18 protein-coding genes are annotated in these 17,755 nt (G+C 36.2%); all 18 read left to right on the top strand.

The window, feature by feature from the left end:
- Positions 1–24: 24 nt before the first annotated feature.
- The 18 genes from flhA to rseP all read left to right on the top strand — a co-directional run bounded on the left by flhA (position 25) and on the right by rseP (position 17,688).
- Complete coding sequence (gene flhA / locus LRP81_RS02335; RefSeq protein WP_230499880.1) at positions 25–2,064, top strand: flagellar biosynthesis protein FlhA; 2,040 nt, start codon at positions 25–27, stop codon at positions 2,062–2,064.
- Positions 2,061–3,206, top strand: a complete 1,146-nt coding sequence (flhF, locus tag LRP81_RS02330; protein ID WP_230499633.1) for a flagellar biosynthesis protein FlhF — start codon at positions 2,061–2,063, stop codon at positions 3,204–3,206. The genes flhA and flhF overlap by 4 nt, the downstream gene beginning before the upstream one ends.
- Complete coding sequence (locus LRP81_RS02325; RefSeq protein WP_230499632.1) at positions 3,199–4,080, top strand: MinD/ParA family protein; 882 nt, start codon at positions 3,199–3,201, stop codon at positions 4,078–4,080. The genes flhF and LRP81_RS02325 overlap by 8 nt, the downstream gene beginning before the upstream one ends.
- Positions 4,081–4,106: 26 nt before the next feature.
- A complete protein-coding gene (locus LRP81_RS02320) occupies positions 4,107–5,183 on the top strand; it encodes a protein-glutamate methylesterase/protein-glutamine glutaminase (RefSeq protein WP_230499631.1) in 1,077 nt (358 codons plus the stop codon).
- Between the two features lie 11 nt (positions 5,184–5,194).
- Positions 5,195–7,219, top strand: a complete 2,025-nt coding sequence (locus tag LRP81_RS02315; RefSeq protein WP_230499630.1) for a chemotaxis protein CheA — start codon at positions 5,195–5,197, stop codon at positions 7,217–7,219.
- A 25-nt stretch (positions 7,220–7,244) separates the two neighbouring features.
- Positions 7,245–7,709 carry a chemotaxis protein CheW gene (locus LRP81_RS02310; protein WP_230499629.1) on the top strand — a complete coding sequence of 155 codons (465 nt, stop codon included), beginning with the start codon at positions 7,245–7,247 and terminating at the stop codon, positions 7,707–7,709.
- Entirely contained in the window at positions 7,699–8,325 is a 627-nt protein-coding gene (locus LRP81_RS02305; RefSeq protein ID WP_230499628.1) for a chemotaxis protein CheC, read from the top strand. The genes LRP81_RS02310 and LRP81_RS02305 overlap by 11 nt, the downstream gene beginning before the upstream one ends.
- Positions 8,325–8,825 (top strand): chemotaxis protein CheD, encoded by a 501-nt coding sequence (locus tag LRP81_RS02300; RefSeq protein WP_230499879.1) that lies wholly within the window; start codon positions 8,325–8,327, stop codon positions 8,823–8,825. The genes LRP81_RS02305 and LRP81_RS02300 overlap by 1 nt, the downstream gene beginning before the upstream one ends.
- A gap of 37 nt (positions 8,826–8,862) precedes the next feature.
- Positions 8,863–9,621 carry a FliA/WhiG family RNA polymerase sigma factor gene (locus tag LRP81_RS02295; protein WP_230499627.1) on the top strand — a complete coding sequence of 253 codons (759 nt, stop codon included), beginning with the start codon at positions 8,863–8,865 and terminating at the stop codon, positions 9,619–9,621.
- Between the two features lie 43 nt (positions 9,622–9,664).
- Positions 9,665–10,120 (top strand): hypothetical protein, encoded by a 456-nt coding sequence (locus tag LRP81_RS02290; protein ID WP_230499626.1) that lies wholly within the window; start codon positions 9,665–9,667, stop codon positions 10,118–10,120.
- A gap of 161 nt (positions 10,121–10,281) precedes the next feature.
- Positions 10,282–10,989: a 30S ribosomal protein S2 gene (gene rpsB / locus LRP81_RS02285; protein ID WP_064101087.1), complete on the top strand. Its 708-nt coding sequence runs from the start codon at positions 10,282–10,284 to the stop codon at positions 10,987–10,989.
- A 233-nt stretch (positions 10,990–11,222) separates the two neighbouring features.
- Complete coding sequence (gene tsf, locus LRP81_RS02280; protein ID WP_230499625.1) at positions 11,223–12,104, top strand: translation elongation factor Ts; 882 nt, start codon at positions 11,223–11,225, stop codon at positions 12,102–12,104.
- A gap of 121 nt (positions 12,105–12,225) precedes the next feature.
- Positions 12,226–12,948, top strand: coding sequence for a UMP kinase (gene pyrH, locus LRP81_RS02275; RefSeq protein ID WP_230499624.1), 723 nt, complete (start codon positions 12,226–12,228; stop codon positions 12,946–12,948).
- 2 nt (positions 12,949–12,950) lie between these two features.
- Positions 12,951–13,508 (top strand): ribosome recycling factor, encoded by a 558-nt coding sequence (frr, locus tag LRP81_RS02270; protein WP_230499623.1) that lies wholly within the window; start codon positions 12,951–12,953, stop codon positions 13,506–13,508.
- Positions 13,509–13,639: 131 nt separating this feature from the next.
- Positions 13,640–14,413 carry an isoprenyl transferase gene (locus tag LRP81_RS02265; RefSeq protein WP_230499622.1) on the top strand — a complete coding sequence of 258 codons (774 nt, stop codon included), beginning with the start codon at positions 13,640–13,642 and terminating at the stop codon, positions 14,411–14,413.
- Positions 14,414–14,431: 18 nt separating this feature from the next.
- On the top strand, positions 14,432–15,220 hold the full coding sequence (locus tag LRP81_RS02260; RefSeq protein ID WP_230499621.1) for a phosphatidate cytidylyltransferase: 789 nt from the start codon (positions 14,432–14,434) through the stop codon (positions 15,218–15,220).
- Between the two features lie 43 nt (positions 15,221–15,263).
- Positions 15,264–16,415, top strand: coding sequence for a 1-deoxy-D-xylulose-5-phosphate reductoisomerase (gene dxr, locus LRP81_RS02255; protein ID WP_230499620.1), 1,152 nt, complete (start codon positions 15,264–15,266; stop codon positions 16,413–16,415).
- 13 nt (positions 16,416–16,428) lie between these two features.
- Positions 16,429–17,688 carry an RIP metalloprotease RseP gene (gene rseP / locus LRP81_RS02250; protein ID WP_230499619.1) on the top strand — a complete coding sequence of 420 codons (1,260 nt, stop codon included), beginning with the start codon at positions 16,429–16,431 and terminating at the stop codon, positions 17,686–17,688.
- The last annotated feature ends 67 nt before the right edge of the window (positions 17,689–17,755 follow it).

Below are 17,755 nucleotides of genomic sequence, written 5' to 3'. Positions count from 1 at the left end.
GAAGTTGAGGAGAGAATAATGAAAATTCCAGCCAGAGATTTAGCCGTATTACTTAGTGTCATTTTAATTATTGCCATGTTAATTATTCCTTTTTCTCCATGGATGCTAAGTATACTAATCATTATTAATATCTCTCTTGCTCTAATCGTTCTGTTGACAACGATGAATATTCAGGAGCCATTGCAGTTTTCTATTTTTCCGTCATTATTATTATTACTTACCTTGTATAGACTTGGACTAAGCGTTTCTACCACAAGGTCCATACTAAGTGAAGGTGATGCGGGTACTGTTGTAGAAACGTTTGGGTCTTTCGTAATTGGTAGTAACATTGTTGTAGGATTGGTTATATTTATTATTTTGGTAATTATTCAATTTATTGTCATCACCAAAGGTGCAGAACGTGTTTCTGAAGTTGCTGCCAGATTTACACTCGATGCAATGCCAGGAAAACAAATGAGTATTGATGCAGATTTAAATGCAGGAATGATTTCTGAGCAAGTTGCAAGAGAACGAAGAGAAAAGATTGCCAAAGAAGCAGATTTTTATGGATCTATGGATGGGGCTAGTAAATTTGTAAAAGGTGATGCCATAGCGGGGATCATTATTGTATTCGTAAATATCATCTTTGGAATCATTATTGGAGTGGCTCAGATGGGATTAACCTTTGCTGAATCGGCTCAAAAATTTACCTTGCTGACAGTTGGCGACGGGATTGTATCACAAATCCCAGCTCTTCTTATTGCAACAGCTACAGGTATTGTTGTTACAAGGGCAGCATCCGATGGAAATATTGGTGGAGATATAAGCAAACAGCTATTTGCTTATCCCCAAATGCTGTATGTTGCCGGGACAACGGTTTTATTATTAGGAATAGTAACGCCTATCGGTTTGCTTCTAACTGGTCCAATATCTGCTTTGATAATTGGTGGAGGTTACATGATCAGTAAACAACAGAAAGAAAGTGTCTTTGTCGAAGAAGAGACGGAAGAGGAAGTTACCTCTGATGAAATGAGGAGCCCGGATAGTGTTGTAAATCTCCTATCAGTTGACCCGATTGAGTTTGAATTTGGTTATGGCCTCATTCCACTAGCAGATTCCAAGCAAGGAGGAGACTTACTTGATAGGATTGTCATGATAAGACGTCAACTTGCCTTAGAGATGGGGTTGGTCATTCCTGTTGTCCGAATCAGGGACAACATCCAACTTCAACCAAATGAATATCGCTTGAAAATAAAAGGAAATGAAGTTGCAAAAGGGGAACTATTACTTGATCATTACCTAGCCATGAGTCCTGGAATGGAAGAGGATCATATTGAAGGTATTGATACAATTGAACCTTCTTTCGGATTACCTGCAAAGTGGATTAGTGAGGATGTGAAAGATGAGGCAGAAATGTCTGGATATACTGTTGTGGACCCTCCATCCGTTGTTTCTACTCATATTACTGAAAAAATGAAGCAACATGCATATGAACTCCTTGGAAGACAAGAAACGAAACAGTTAGTCGATCATTTAAAGGAAAGCACTCCAATATTAGTAGAGGAAGTGACCCCGTCACCACTTTCCATTGGAGATGTTCAAAAAGTTTTAGCAAAATTATTAAAGGAAAATGTATCTATTCGAAATCTTCCTATTATCTTTGAAACGTTAGCAGATTATGGAAAAATGTCTGCTGATACAGACCTCTTAACCGAATATGTAAGACAATCTTTAAGCAAACAGATTACTAGTCAATACGTTGTAGGAAATGAATCTTTAAAAGTAGTGACATTATCTGGGAAAATCGAAAAACTAATTGCTGATCATATCCAGCAAACCGAACACGGTAATTTTCTATCTTTGGATCCGAATATTTCCATGGATATTGTTCAGAAGGTTGGAGACCAAATGGAACAATTCTCTATTTACGAACAATCACCTATCCTATTATGTTCACCAGCTGTAAGAATGTATGTGAAGCAGTTGTTAGAGAGATATCTGCCACATGTTGCAGTGCTCTCCTACAATGAACTGGAAGCAAGTATTGAAGTACAAAGCATCGGGGTGGTGAATGTGGAAGGATGAAAGTAAAAAAATATAAAGCAGAAAATATGAAAGCGGCAATGCACCTAGTTCGATTGGAATTAGGTGATGATGCTGTCATTCTAAATTCAAAACCAGTAAAAACCCGTAAGTTTTTTGGATTAGTTACAAAGAACAGTGTAGAAGTTATTGCAGCTGTTGATGATGAACCAATCAAACAGCTGCAACAAACTTTTAAGATATCAGATAAAAGAGATGAAATATCCCATAGTCTTTCTACGAAACCAAGTATTCTTACTAATGGTAATCAAGAGAAATTATTGGAAAACATTCAGGAAATGAAAGTGATGATGACAAATATCACAAAAGGGGTACAACGTGATACTTCTTTATCGGATGACTTTCTCAAACTGGAAAAAAGATTGCACGCATCTGAATTAAGCGCAGAGTATACGTCAGAAATAATTGATTATCTATACAACATTTGGCTAAATGATAAAGAAATAACTTATTCTGGGCTGTTGAAATATTTAGAAAAGGAATTACTTCTCAAATTAGAAGACATTAAATTTGAAGTGATCCCTTTTAAGAAAAAATTTGTTTGTTTAGTTGGTCCGACTGGTGTTGGAAAAACAACTACTCTAGCAAAACTAGCAGCAAATGCTTCCTTGAAATTCGGAAAAAAAATAGGATTTATCACAACCGACACTTATCGGATTGCTGCAATTGAGCAACTTAAAACGTACGCTAATATTTTGGATGCACCAATTGAAGTATGTTATTCACCAGAAGACTTTAAATTTGCTAAAGACAAACTGTCCCATCTTGATGTAGTGTTCATTGACACTGCTGGAAGGAACTATTTAAATAATCAGTTTGTAGAAGAATTAAAGCAGATAATTAATTTCCAAGAGGAAATGACTACTTATCTTGTTTTATCCCTTACATCCAAAATGAAGGACATGAAAATAATAACAGACCAATTTTGGAATGTCGGGATTGATCATTTCATTTTTACGAAAGAAGATGAAACATCGTCTAAATGTTCAATGTATACTCTTTCAAGACATTACCAGAAAGGAGCTACATTTGTAACAAATGGTCAAAATGTTCCTGAGGATATACGTTCCTTTTCAAAAGAGTTATTGGTAAAAATCGTGCTTGAGGAATTGCAAAATGAATGATCAAGCTCAAGTCTTAAGAGAAAGAGTGTTAAATTCAAAAAACAATATGCTGACAGCTGATAAAAAAGAGGCAAAAGTAATAGGTGTAATTAGTGGAAAAGGAGGAGTTGGAAAATCAAATTTTTCCCTTAATTTCTCTCTATCTCTCCAGAAACAAGGGTTTCGCGTGTTGTTGTTTGATATGGATATTGGGATGGCCAATGTTGATGTACTTATGGGAACCACCCAGCGCTATAGCATTATAGATATATTTGAACGGAATATGACTTTGACTGAGATAATTCAAAGTGGTCCTGAAAATTTGTCTTATATCGCAGGGGGATCAGGATTAACGAATGTTTTTCAAATGAATGACAACAAAAGAGAGCAATTTCTTACTCAATTGCAAGATTTGTCCTACTCATACGATTTTATCTTATTTGATATGGGAGCAGGCATTACAGATGAAAGTAGAAAATTACTACTATCTTGTCATGAATTATTTCTTGTTACAACATGCGAACCGACTTCTTTGACTGACGCTTATTCTGCAGTGAAATTTATTTATGCACATGCAAATGTCAAGCCTATTCCCATTCAATTAGTCATAAATCGTGTGATAAGTAAAAAAATTGCACAAGTAACAGCTGAAAGATTAAACAATGTTACAAAAAAATTTCTGAATAGGGAACTTCTTCACCTAGGTTCTCTTCCTGATGATAAATATGTATCATTGGCTGTCATGGAACAAGTACCTTTTGTTTTGAAGTATCCTTCAAGTGCAGCAGCGCTTGCCATAAAAAGCCTTACCTTACGATATTTACAGGAAAATAATAAGTATCAAAAGAAAAAGGTGGATACATTTATTATGAAACTAAGAAGCTTCTTTGCGTAAGAATGCAAGAAAGGAAGGGATCAACGATGAACAAAGTAAAAGTACTTATAACCGATGATTCCATCTTTATGAGAAAGCTTTTGTCCGATCTCTTGGCAAAACATCCTGCACTAGAAGTGGTTGCAACAGCTAATAATGGAAAAGATGCGATTGAGAAAATAAAGCTTTACAACCCAGATGTCATTACTATGGATGTAGAAATGCCACAAATGAATGGTTTAGAGGCTCTGAAAATCATTATGGAAACAAATCCAGTGCCCACTATAATGCTATCTAGTACAACCAAAGAAGGCTCGTTGAATACTATAATAGCCATGGAGAACGGTGCAGTAGACTTTGTCGCAAAGCCTTCTGGAGCTATTTCTCTTGATATTCATAAAGTAAAGGCAGAACTAATCGAAAAAATCCTTCTTGCTTCCCAATCGAATTTGCAATCTTTCAAATATACTTACGAAAAAAAGAATAAAAATCAAATTTCCAAAAGTGTACAAAGAAAAAATACAAACCCTATTAGCTATAAAAAGAAAAGAAAACCTCTCGTTTGTATCGGTACTTCTACTGGTGGTCCAAGAGCATTACAAACGATATTAGCAGAATTTCCTAATTCGTTTCCTGCTCCAATCTTTATTGTGCAACATATGCCTAAATTTTTTACTAAATCGCTAGCTAATCGGCTAAACACCATGAGTAACATAGTTGTTGTTGAGGCCGAGCACAATCAAAAGGTAGAAGAAGGAACTGCATATATTGCTCCAGGTGATTATCATATGCATATTGTTGAGAAGAAAGGCGAGTTATACATCAATCTTGATGAATCTCCCCCTATGAAAGGTCATCGTCCCTCGGTGGATCATTTGTTTTCTTCAATAAGCAATTTAAGTGGTTTTGAAAAGGTCGCAGTAATCTTGACAGGTATGGGGAATGATGGAACAGCAGGTATACAAGAATTAAAGAAATATGAAAATACAATTTGTATAGCTGAATCGGAGGAAACTGCGGTTGTGTATGGTATGCCAAAGGCTGCAGTATTATCTGGTAACGTTGATGAAGTTCATCAATTGGGAGATATTGCACAAAGGTTACAAGAAATTATTATTGTCTAGGGGTGTAAAATATGGATTTAAGTCAATATCTAGATGTTTTTCTTGAAGAAAGTAAAGAACATTTACAAACGATTAACAATCAATTATTAATGCTGGAAAAACAACCTAGTAATCTCGAAATTGTTAATGATATATTCCGGTCTGCTCATACACTTAAAGGAATGTCAGCTACAATGGGGTATGAAGATTTGGCGAATTTGACTCATCAAATGGAGAACGTTTTAGACTTAATCCGAAACAATAAAAGGTCCGTTTCTCCAGAACTTTTGGATATAGTTTTTCAATCCGTTGAATATCTAGAAGAAATGGTTGAGTCCATTTCCTCAGGTGGAGACGGAAAAAAAGATGTTACAGATGTTGTTTCCCTCCTTATTAAAATTGAAAAAGGAGAAGAAATCACTACATCTTTAACAGAAGCAAAGACAGAAGTAATGGACCATAAGTATGATTCATACGAAATTACAATCTTACAGCAATCCGAGGAACAAGGATATAGACCTTATGAGGTAACAGTTAACCTGCGTGAGGATTGTCTTTTAAAGGCAGCTCGAGTATTTATGGTATTTGAAGTAATGGAAGGTATGGGGGAAGTTATTAAATCAAATCCTTCTGTCGAGTTGCTAGAAGAGGAAAAGTTCGATTTAAGTTTCTGTGTAACTATAGTTACCAAAGATGATGAGGCAAGCATTCAAGCTAAAATCATGAAGGTTTCGGAATTGGAAAATGTTGAAGTAAAGAAACTAGATACAAAAGCTTTGTCTGAAGCAGAGTCAATATTGATTGATCATCAAGTCGAGGAAGTGAATGCTGCTGTACAAGAGGTGGCTCCTGCAGTAGCATCTGTTACAAAAGAAGAAGAAGCTCCAGCAAAATCCTCAGCCGTAACAAATAAAACAATTAGAGTCAGTATAGATCGATTGGACGCTCTAATGAACCTTTTTGAAGAATTAGTAATTGATAGAGGAAGATTAGAACAAATATCAAAAGACTTAGAAGAAGCAGAATTAATCGAAACAGTTGAAAGAATGTCAAGGATATCCAACGACTTACAAAATATCATCCTAAATATGAGAATGGTGCCAATTGAAACAGTATTTAATCGTTTTCCAAGAATGGTAAGGCAATTGGCAAGAGATTTAGGTAAAAAAGTGGATATTCATATAATCGGAGCGGAAACGGAGCTAGATCGCACGGTTATGGATGAAATTGGTGACCCTCTCGTTCATCTTTTACGTAATGCGATCGATCATGGTATCGAAACACCTGAAATACGAAGTGCAAATGGAAAACAAGAAGCAGGAAGCATTACTTTAAAAGCTTTTCATAGTGGAAATCATGTATTTATAGAAATTATGGATAATGGGGCAGGAATATCGAGAGAAAAAGTTCTAAATAAAGCAGTAGGCAAAGGAATTGTTTCCCTTCAAGATGCCGAGAGAATGAGTGATCAGCAAGTATATCAGCTAATATTATCTTCCGGTTTTTCTACAGCAGAAGTGATTTCTGATATTTCAGGTCGTGGAGTTGGACTTGATGTGGTGAAAAATACGATAGAATCTCTTGGTGGAAGTATTACCATCTCATCAAGGGAAGGCGAAGGAACTACTTTTTCTATTCAACTTCCATTAACTTTATCTATTATCTCAGTGCTATTAACAGAAATAGCTAATGAAAAATATGCGATTCCATTATCCTCAATCATCGAGACATCTATTATTAGAAAAGAAGACATTATGAATGCACATAATCAGATGGTCATCGACTTTAGAGGTAAAATTGTACCAGTTGTTCATTTGGACAGCGTATTCCATGTTGAGCGTGAAAATCAGTCTGACGAGGAATTTTATTCTCTTGTGCTTGTAAAAAAGGGAGAAAAAACAGCAGCTTTGGTCGTAGATTCCTTTATTGGTCAACAAGAGGTTGTTCTAAAATCATTAGGTCAATATTTAAGCTCCACATTTGCAATCAGCGGTGCAACCATACTTGGAGATGGACAAGTGGCACTTATTGTTGATTGTAATGCATTAATAAAATAGTCCTAAAATAATGGAGGGTATACAGATGGAAGAAACCTCTCAAAAATTGAAACTTATTGTATTTGAACTGAATGGTGAAGAATATGCCATACCAGTAAATCAAGTTCGTTCCATTGAAAAGATTATGCCTATTACAAGAGTTCCAAATGTACCTGGCTATATTAAAGGTGTTATTAACCTAAGAGGCGTTATTACTCCAATTGTAGATTTAAGAAGCAGATTCGAGATGGAGAAGATATCCTTATCTGATTCATCAAGAATCATTATTACGGTTGTGGAAGAATTAGAGGTTGGATTTATTGTAGATGCTGCAAATGATGTGATTGACATAACGAATGAAGATATCGAGCCCTCACCAGAAGTGGTGGGATCAGTTGCCAATATGTACGTAAAAGGTGTAGTCAATGTTAATAAGCGTTTGTTTGTATGTTTAGATCTAGCGGAAGTTCTAAACCTAGAAGAATTAAAAGGTAATAGTAATGAATCATAATCACAGTCTAAATGAACTGGATATTCTTAAAGAATTAGGTAATATTGGCGCCGGGAATGCCGCTACAGCTCTTTCTCAACTTCTTAATAAAGAAATCAATATGAATGTTCCAATGGCTAAGGTAGTTAATTTCAATGAGATGATGGAACTTATTGGAGGATCTGAAAGACCAGTTGCGGCTGTATTCCTTAGAATGGAAGGTGAAATAACAGGAAGTTTGTTTTTTGTTTTATCTTTGGAAGATGCCACAAGATTGATTAATCATCTTATACCTGATAGGGATTTACATGTTGGGAATCTTCCTTCGCATGAGCTTGGTCTTTCTGCTTTACAAGAGTTAGGAAATATTGTATCTGCACATTATTTAACTGCTTTGTCAGAGTGCATTGGAATGATTGTGACTCCATCTGTACCTCAAGTAACCATTGATATGGTCGGCGCTATTGTTATGACTGGACTGTTGGAAATCTCTCAGGTTAGTGATCATGCCATTTTTATTGATACAGAATTGATAGAAACTGCAGAAAAACAGTTGGAGAAGGCAAAAGGACATTTTTTCCTTGTTCCTAATCCCGATTCATTTGAGAAAATATTAAAGGCATTAGGAGCGAGATAATCTTGGAGATTGAAACAATCGTTAAAGTAGGAATAGCAGAATGCAAGATTGTAAAAACTCCACAGTTTATCCGTACCTCAGGTCTTGGTTCTTGTGTAGGGGTTGTCATTTATGATACGACTACAAAAATTGCTGGGATGGTCCATGTAATGTTACCAGATTCATCGTTAGCAAGAACGTCTTCATTTAATTTTTATAAATATGCCGATACTGGTGTAATGCAGTTGGTACATGATTTACAAAAGTTAGGTGTCATAACTTTAAATATGAGGGCAAAGATTGCAGGGGGATCGCAAATGTTTTCATTTACTAATGGAAGCAGTGACATTATGAGAATTGGTCCAAGGAATGTAGAAGCAGTAAAAGAAACCTTGGAAGAATTACAAATCCCTATTGTCAGTTCAGATTACGGAGGGAACAATGGTAGAACAATTGAGTTCAATCCCAATAACGGTATATTAATGATTAAGACAGTAAATAAAGGTATTAGTTACATCTAATTGCTTTCGGTCTTAGTAGTATTTTAGGAGGAAAGCCATGGCTACTTCAATAAACGATTCCTACTATTGGAACTTATGGAAAACAAAAAAAGATCCCGATGCTGGTGATTTTCTAGTTAAAAAATACATGCCCCTTGTACACTATCATGTTCAACGAATTGCAGTAGGTCTTCCTAAGAGCGTAAAAAGAGAAGAAGTAAAAAGTCTAGCCTTTGTTGGGTTGTTTGATGCTATTGAAAAATTCGATCCTACTAGGGATTTAAAATTTGATACATACGCATCCTTTAGAATTAGAGGATCTATCATTGATGGCCTTAGAAAAGAAGACTGGCTGCCTAGAAGCGTCCGTGAAAAAGCAAAGAGAATAGAATTCAGCATTGAAAAGCTTGAACAGAATTTAATGAGAAATGCTACATTAGAAGAAGTGGCAACAGCCGTATCCATGCCAGAGGAAGAAGTATCATCCGTTATTCAGGAAGTGTTTTATGCAAATGTTTTATCAATGGATGAGATGCCTAAAGAGAATGAAGAGGCTACCCAAGGCACTTATGTTCTGAAGGATGAAAAAACATTAACTCCAGAAGAAGAAGCAATCAGGTCAGAATCTATTTATCAGCTCGTACAACAGATTGAAAACCTTACAGAAAATGAAAAACTGGTCATAAGCTTGTTCTACAAAGAAGAATTGACGTTAACAGAGATAGGGCAAGTACTTGGTTTAACTACGTCTCGCATCTCACAAATTCATTCCAAAGCAATCTTCAAACTTAGGAAACAACTTGAACCGGTATGGTAGTTGCAAATTATCTGGTTATTGTATGCAAAAGGTGTGAAGGAAAATGATTATTTTTACAGTAATAAACTTTGTTTTAATCTTGCTTGTTATCTTGTTTGTTATCATCCTCTATATAAAGCTTTCAAATGTTCAGCAACTTGAACAGGAATATCGGAGTCTTATAAAAGAAGCAGAAGAATCAATATCTGGCTATATTCTTGAATTAAAAGAAGAAAATGACAGATTTTTGTCCAAAATTACAAAAGAAGAAGAGACACCCTCTGTATTTGATACAAAAGAAGGAAATTTAACAGGTTTAGATATCTCTGAGTTATTAGCTCAAAATGACTCACATGACAAAAAGGTTGATTTGCCAAGACATAATGATTCTTTTGGGGAATTGGAACTAAAAGATCAGGTGAAAGTTTTGGAAGAAAAAGGGTACACATTTGATGAAATTGCCAAAAAATTAAACAAAGGGAAAACCGAAATAGAACTTCTTATGAAATTTCGACAGTGAACCCTATTTAAAACTTGAATGTGATATGTGATTGTGATATATTTATTTTCGGTGTTATAAATACACACGTTTACTGATTCAAGCATTGGTGCTGATTATCAATCAGTTTTGTATGAAAATGACGTAAACGGAGGAAAAAAAACCATTAGGAGGAATAACACATGTCAGTAATTTCTATGAAGCAATTATTGGAAGCTGGAGTACACTTCGGTCACCAAACTCGCCGTTGGAACCCAAAAATGAAGAGATACATCTTCACTGAGCGTAACGGCATCTACATCATCGACCTTCAAAAAACAGTGAAAAAGGTTGAAGAAGCATACAACTTTGTAAAGGAACTTGCTGGTAACGGCGGAACAGTATTGTTCGTTGGTACTAAAAAGCAAGCTCAAGATTCTGTGAAAGAAGAAGCAGAACGTTCTGGAATGTACTTTGTAAACCAACGTTGGTTGGGTGGAACACTAACTAACTTTGAAACAATTCAAAAGCGTATTACTCGTCTGAAAGCTATCGAAAAGATGCAAGAAGACGGTACTTTTGAAGTACTACCTAAAAAAGAAGTTGTAATGTTGAAGAAAGAACTTGAGCGTCTAGAGAAATTCTTAGGCGGTATCAAGGACATGAAAGGTCTTCCTGATGCATTATTTATCATTGACCCACGCAAAGAGCGTATTGCTGTTGCGGAAGCAAGAAAATTAAACATCCCTATCGTTGGAATTGTAGATACTAACTGTGATCCAGACGAAATTGATGTAGTAATCCCAGCAAACGACGATGCTATTCGCGCGGTTAAACTATTAACTGGTAAAATGGCAGATGCTATTCTTGAAGCGAAACAAGGCGAAGAGACTGCTACAACTACTGCATAATATTATTTAAAATGAAAAGGTGATAAGAGGGGAAAGCCTTTTATCACTTTTTTTTCGAAAAGACAACTCGGCGATTGATACGGTGTTGTAGACAATGAAAAAAGACTACTTTTCTTATTCATTGATAACGCTTATTTTAAGTTAAGGCACATGCCTTATAGAGGATATTGTGGTGATTAACAGGCTGGATCAATTAATATTTGATATTTACATAACCTAAGGAGGATAAAAAAATGGCTGTTACTGCTCAAATGGTAAAAGAACTACGTGAAAAAACTGGCGCAGGTATGATGGACTGCAAAAAAGCCCTAACTGAAACAAATGGAGATATGGATAAAGCAATCGATTTCTTACGTGAAAAAGGAATTGCAAAAGCTGCTAAGAAAACGGATCGTATCGCTGCAGAAGGTTTAACTGCAATCACTACAAATGGTAACGATGCAGTAATTTTCGAAGTAAACTCGGAAACAGACTTTGTTGCAAAGAACGAAGGTTTCAAAACGCTTGTTAGTGAATTAGGCGAATTTTTGCTTGCAAACAAGCCTGAATCTGTTGACGCAGCACTTGAAGCAAAAATGGATAACGGTGCTACTGTATCTGAACACATTAACTCAGCTATCGCTAAGATTGGAGAGAAATTAACTCTACGTCGTTTTACTCTAGTTACAAAAACAGATGCAGATGCGTTTGGTGCTTATTTACACATGGGCGGCCGCATCGGAGTGTTAACTTTACTTGAAGGTACAACTGAGGAAGCTGCAGCTAAAGATGTAGCAATGCACATCGCTGCTATTAACCCTAAGTATGTTTCTCGTGACCAAGTTTCTGCAGAAGAAGCTGAGCGTGAGCGTAAAGTATTGACAGAACAAGCATTAAACGAAGGAAAACCAGAAAACATTGTTGCGAAAATGGTAGAAGGACGTCTTGGAAAGTACTTCGAAGATATCTGCCTACTTGACCAGTCTTTCGTTAAAAACCCTGACTTGAAAGTTCGTCAGTTTGTTGAAAGCAAAGGCGCTACAGTAAAGAACTTTATTCGTTATGAAGTTGGAGAAGGTATCGAAAAACGTCAAGATAACTTCGCTGAAGAAGTAATGAGCCAAGTTAAAAAATAAGAGGAACTACGATGTATAGGAGGGGAACACAATTTGTGTTCCTCTTTTTAGGAAACGTCAATGTTGAAATATTATCTAACATTGTTGAAAGCGAAAAACCCTTTTATTATTGGAGGTAATTATGGCTCAAGCAAAATATCAACGTATTGTACTTAAATTAAGTGGAGAAGCTCTTGCAGGTGACCAAGGCTTCGGAATTAATCCGACAGTTATCAAATCTGTGTCTAATCAGGTTAAAGAATTGACGGAACTAGGTGTAGAAGTAGCAGTTGTCGTAGGCGGAGGAAACATCTGGAGAGGAAAAATAGGCAGTGAGATGGGGATGGACCGTGCATCTGCCGATTATATGGGGATGCTTGCTACGGTTATGAATTCATTGGCACTTCAGGATAGTTTGGAAAATTCCGGTGTGCAAACCCGTGTGCAAACGTCCATCGAAATGCGTCAAGTTGCAGAGCCTTACATCAGAAGAAAGGCAATTCGCCATCTTGAAAAGAAACGGGTCGTTATTTTTGCAGCTGGAACTGGAAACCCATATTTTTCTACAGATACAACAGCAGCATTAAGAGCAGCTGAAATTGAGGCTGATGTCATTTTAATGGCAAAAAACAATGTTGACGGTGTATACAGTGCAGATCCAACAGTTGATGCAACAGCTACAAAATACGAGTCTTTATCCTATCTTGATGTTCTACGTGAAGGTCTTGCTGTTATGGACTCTACAGCATCTTCCTTATGTATGGATAACGATATTCCTATTATCGTCTTTTCTGTTATGGAAGAAGGAAATATTAAGCGTGTTGTTTTAGGTGAAAATATCGGAACAATTGTAAGGGGGAAATAAAGATGGCAAATCAAGTTATTACTCAAACAAAAGAAAGAATGGAAAAAGCAGTACAAGCATATTCCCGTGAATTAGCAACTTTTCGTGCTGGTCGTGCAAGTGCTTCCTTACTGGACAAAGTAACGGTTGATTATTATGGCGCACCAACACCTGTTAACCAGCTTGCTTCATTGAACGTTCCTGAAGCTAGGCTTTTAGTTGTACAACCATATGACAAAACAGCTTTAGGAGATATAGAAAAAGCGATCATAAAAGCTGATTTAGGATTAAATCCTTCTAATGATGGAACAGTTATCCGTATTTCGATTCCAGCACTAACAGAAGAAAGACGTAAGGATTTAGTTAAACAAGTAAAAAGAGCCTCCGAAGATGCAAAGGTAGCAATTCGTAATGTGCGTCGTGATGGAAACGATGATTTGAAAAAATCAGAAAAAAATGGGGATATCACTGAAGACGAATTACGTGGGTATACAGATGATATTCAAAAGCAAACAGACTCGTTCATTGCGAAAATTGATTCTGTAACAAAAGAAAAAGAAAAAGAAATAATGGAAGTATAAGCGATTTACATGTAAAATGGAAAGATGAAAAGACCCTCTAATGTTTACAGGGGGTTTTTTTGTTAATACTGTTACTATAAATAGATAGATTCAGATTTGTGTCATCTATTTATTTTTAATGGAGGATTTTTATGCTGAAAAAAATACAAGAGTGGAGAGGCAAAGAAACCTCTAAATCGCTAAGCTTAAAAGAAGAAATAATGAAACACCCTATTCCTGAACATATTGCCATTATTATGGATGGTAATGGAAGATGGGCTAAAAAACGAGCTCTTCCAAGAGTAGCTGGTCATCATGAAGGAATGAAAACCGTCAGGAAAATCACTAAAGCTGCAAATAGTCTCGGTGTCAAAGTATTGACCTTATATGCGTTTTCAACGGAAAACTGGAAAAGACCTAAATTGGAAGTGGATTTTCTATTAAAGCTTCCTGAAGAATTTTTAGGAACTTTTTTACCTGAATTAATCGAAGAAAATGTCCAAGTTAGACTGATGGGGAATAAAACTGACCTACCAGATCATACACTTCGGGCAGTAGAACATGCAATGGATCAGACAAAAGAAAATACAGGACTTGTCTTGAATTTTGCACTTAATTACGGTGGACGTGACGAAATCCTTCGTGCAGTCAAAGCGTTAGCTGATGATGTAAATGAGAACAGGATTTCTTCTGATCAATTAACAGAAGAGATATTTTCTGAGTATCTTTTCAGTAATTTATTACCAGATCCAGATCTTTTAATACGTACTAGTGGGGAAATAAGGTTGAGTAATTTTATGCTTTGGCAATTGGCTTATGCCGAGTTCTATTTCACTGACGTATTATGGCCTGATTTTAATGAAAACAATCTTTATGAGGCAATAAATAGTTTTCAACTGCGAGGGCGAAGATTTGGTGGTATATAAGAAGGTGTTGGACATACAATGAAACAAAGAATCATAACAGCGGCAATAGCAGCGGCAGTTTTTTTACCAATTGTTATATATGGTAATATGCCATTTGTCATTATTATTTATTTGATAGCAACAGTAGGACTTTTTGAAGCATTAAGAATGAAGCAACTTGCCATTGTAAGTGTTCCAGGAATATTGTCTTTAGTATCCATGTGGTATCTGATGATTCCAGTACAGTATTTCGGAGAGGCTTTGCCACTTTCGAAAATGGAATTTCTACTACTAATTGTTCTATTGTTATTGTCATATACAGTACTTTCCAGAAACAAATTTAATTTTGATGATGTTGGATTCTTATTAATTTCAACCATATATGTTGGATTAGGTTTTTATTATTTTATTGAAATTAGAGAACTGGCTTTGGCATGGGTATTTTTTGCATTATTTGTTATATGGACAACTGATTCAGGGGCCTATTTTATCGGTAAAGCGATTGGGAAAAAGAAATTGTGGCCAGATATAAGTCCAAATAAAACAGTTGAAGGATTTATCGGTGGTATTGTAAGTGCCATAGCGGTGGCATTAGTTTTTCATTTTATTGTAAGCTTTGAGCATAATCTGCTGATTACAATTATCATAGCTGCTTTATTATCTATTTTTGGTCAAATAGGTGATTTAGTAGAGTCAGCTTTAAAGAGACATTACAAAATAAAAGATTCAGGGAGTATTTTACCAGGTCATGGTGGAATCCTGGATCGATTTGATAGCCTTCTTTTTGTACTGCCATTATTACACTTTATACATATCTTTCTTTTCTAAGAAGTTGGTAGAAGAAGGTTTTGTGTTGGAGAGGTGAGTGTTGGTGAGAAATATTAGTTTACTTGGTGCATCAGGATCAATTGGTATACAAACGATTGATGTGATTAGACAGCATCCAGAACATTTTCAATTAGTTGCATTCAGTGTAGGTAAAAACATTGAAATTGTTCATGAATTATTGAACGAATTCACCCCAAAGATTATTTCCGTTCAATCCAGAAATGATTATGAGACATTAAAATTTCAATATGCTGCAAAAAATATTCGGTTTGTTTACGGTGAAGAAGGTTTGATTGAGGTAGCTGTTGCTCAAGAAGCGGATGTTCTTGTAAATGCAGTAATGGGAAGCGTTGGCCTTGAACCAACACTTCATGCAATTGAGCTTGGAAGAGTCATTGCATTGGCAAATAAGGAAACACTTGTAACAGCGGGACATATCGTCATGGAAGCTGCTAAAAAGTATAATGCAACTATTTTGCCAGTGGACAGCGAGCATTCTGCCATCTTTCAATGTTTACAAGGCGAAAAAGAAAAAAATGTCCAATCAATCATTCTTACTGCCTCTGGGGGAAGTTTTAGAGATAAGTCAAGGGAAGACTTGAAGGGAGTTACAAGGAATGAAGCGCTCAATCACCCAAATTGGTCGATGGGGGCAAAAATTACGATTGATTCTGCGACTATGATGAATAAAGGGCTCGAAGTTATAGAAGCCCATTGGTTATTTAATACCTCTTATGAAAATATTCAAGTAGTTTTGCATAGGGAAAGCGTTATTCATTCTATGATAGAGTTCCATGATACTAGTGTTATTGCCCAATTAGGAACTCCGGATATGAGAGTACCTATTCAATATGCTTTAACTTTCCCGGATAGGTTGCCACACCCAACGGGTAAAAGGCTAAACTTTACGGAAATTGGCAAACTGCATTTTGAAAAGATGGATTTTAATCGATTTCTTTGCTTGCAATACGCCTTTGATGCAGGAAAAGCAGGTGGGACGATGCCAACTGTTTTGAATGCTTCCAATGAAGTCGCTGTTGAGGCATTTCTTACAGGAAAAATCGATTTCCTGACGATTGAACAGCTAATTGAATCTGCAATGGCTAGGCATAGCCTGCAGATCAATCCTGACTTGTACACAATTAAAGAAGTGGACAAGGAAACGAGGCAATTTGTTCGTTCACTATTAGATTAGAGGTGAAGATCTGGTGAATACAGTAATCGCGTTTATCATTATATTTGGAGTACTTGTATTTGTTCATGAACTAGGGCACTTAGTATTTGCTAAAAGAGCAGGTATTTTGTGTAGAGAATTTGCAATAGGTTTTGGTCCAAAAGTATTTACTTTTAAGAAAAATGAAACCGTCTATACTATAAGGCTTTTGCCTATCGGTGGATTTGTTCGCATGGCCGGGGAAGACCCTGAAACCATAGAATTAAAGCCCGGCTACCATATTGGCTTGTTGTTTAATGAAGCAGGGGAAGTTAACAAAGTAATTGTAAACAACAAAGATAAGTATCCTGATGCAAAAATGCTGGAAGTAGAGCATGCTGATCTGGAGAAGGCGCTTGTTATTAAAGGGTATGAATTGAATGAAGAAGAAACTCTGAAGGAATATAAAGTAAGTGAGGAAGCGTATTTTGTAATGGATGGACAAGAAATACAAAACGCGCCTTATAACAGACAGTTCGGGTCTAAAACTTTATGGCAACGGACAATGGCCATTTTTGCTGGTCCTATGATGAATTTCATTCTTGCCTTTTTAATCTTTGCTTTTCTAGGAATCGTACAAGGCTACCCAGTTAATGATGCTTTAATTGGAGAATTAACTTCTGATGGCGCTGCACAAGCTGCAGGATTACAGGAAGGCGACAAAGTCCTTGCGATTGATGAAACAAATGTTTCTTCTTGGGAAGAAGTAGTAGGAATCATTCAACAGAGCCCAAATGAAGAGCTGAATTTTAGTATTGAAAGGAATGGGGAAATTCTAACCATTCCAATCACTCCTAAATCAGATACTTTTGAAGGTGAGACTAGAGGGATCATCGGTGTTTATCAGCCGATGGAAAAATCCTTCTGGAATACCATACCGAAAGCTGCAAATGAAACGTATTTTATAACTGGTGAAATCATTAAGGCGTTGGGTAAGATGATTACCGGACAATTTTCAATTGATATGCTCTCAGGTCCAGTTGGTATATATAAATCAACAGAAGTAGTTGCAGAATCTGGTATATTCTTATTAATGAGATGGGCTGCTGTTCTTAGTATAAACTTAGGAATTATTAACCTGTTACCAATTCCTGCTCTTGATGGTGGAAGGCTGATGTTCTTCGCAGCAGAGGCAATTAGAGGGAAACCTGTAGATCGACATAAAGAAGGACTTGTTCATTTTATCGGTTTTGCATTATTAATGTTGTTAATGCTCGTCGTAACTTGGAATGACATTCAAAAGTTTTTCCTGTAAAATAAAATAGAATTCGCACTGACTTGCACCATTTATTGGTGCAGGTCAGTGTCTAGACAAAGTTATT

The sequence above is a fragment of the Sutcliffiella rhizosphaerae genome (assembly GCF_917563925.1).
Taxonomy (GTDB): domain Bacteria; phylum Bacillota; class Bacilli; order Bacillales; family Bacillaceae_I; genus Sutcliffiella_A; species Sutcliffiella_A rhizosphaerae.
The sequence above is the reverse complement of the archived record's forward strand: the minus strand, read 5'-3'. Positions and strand labels throughout refer to the sequence as shown.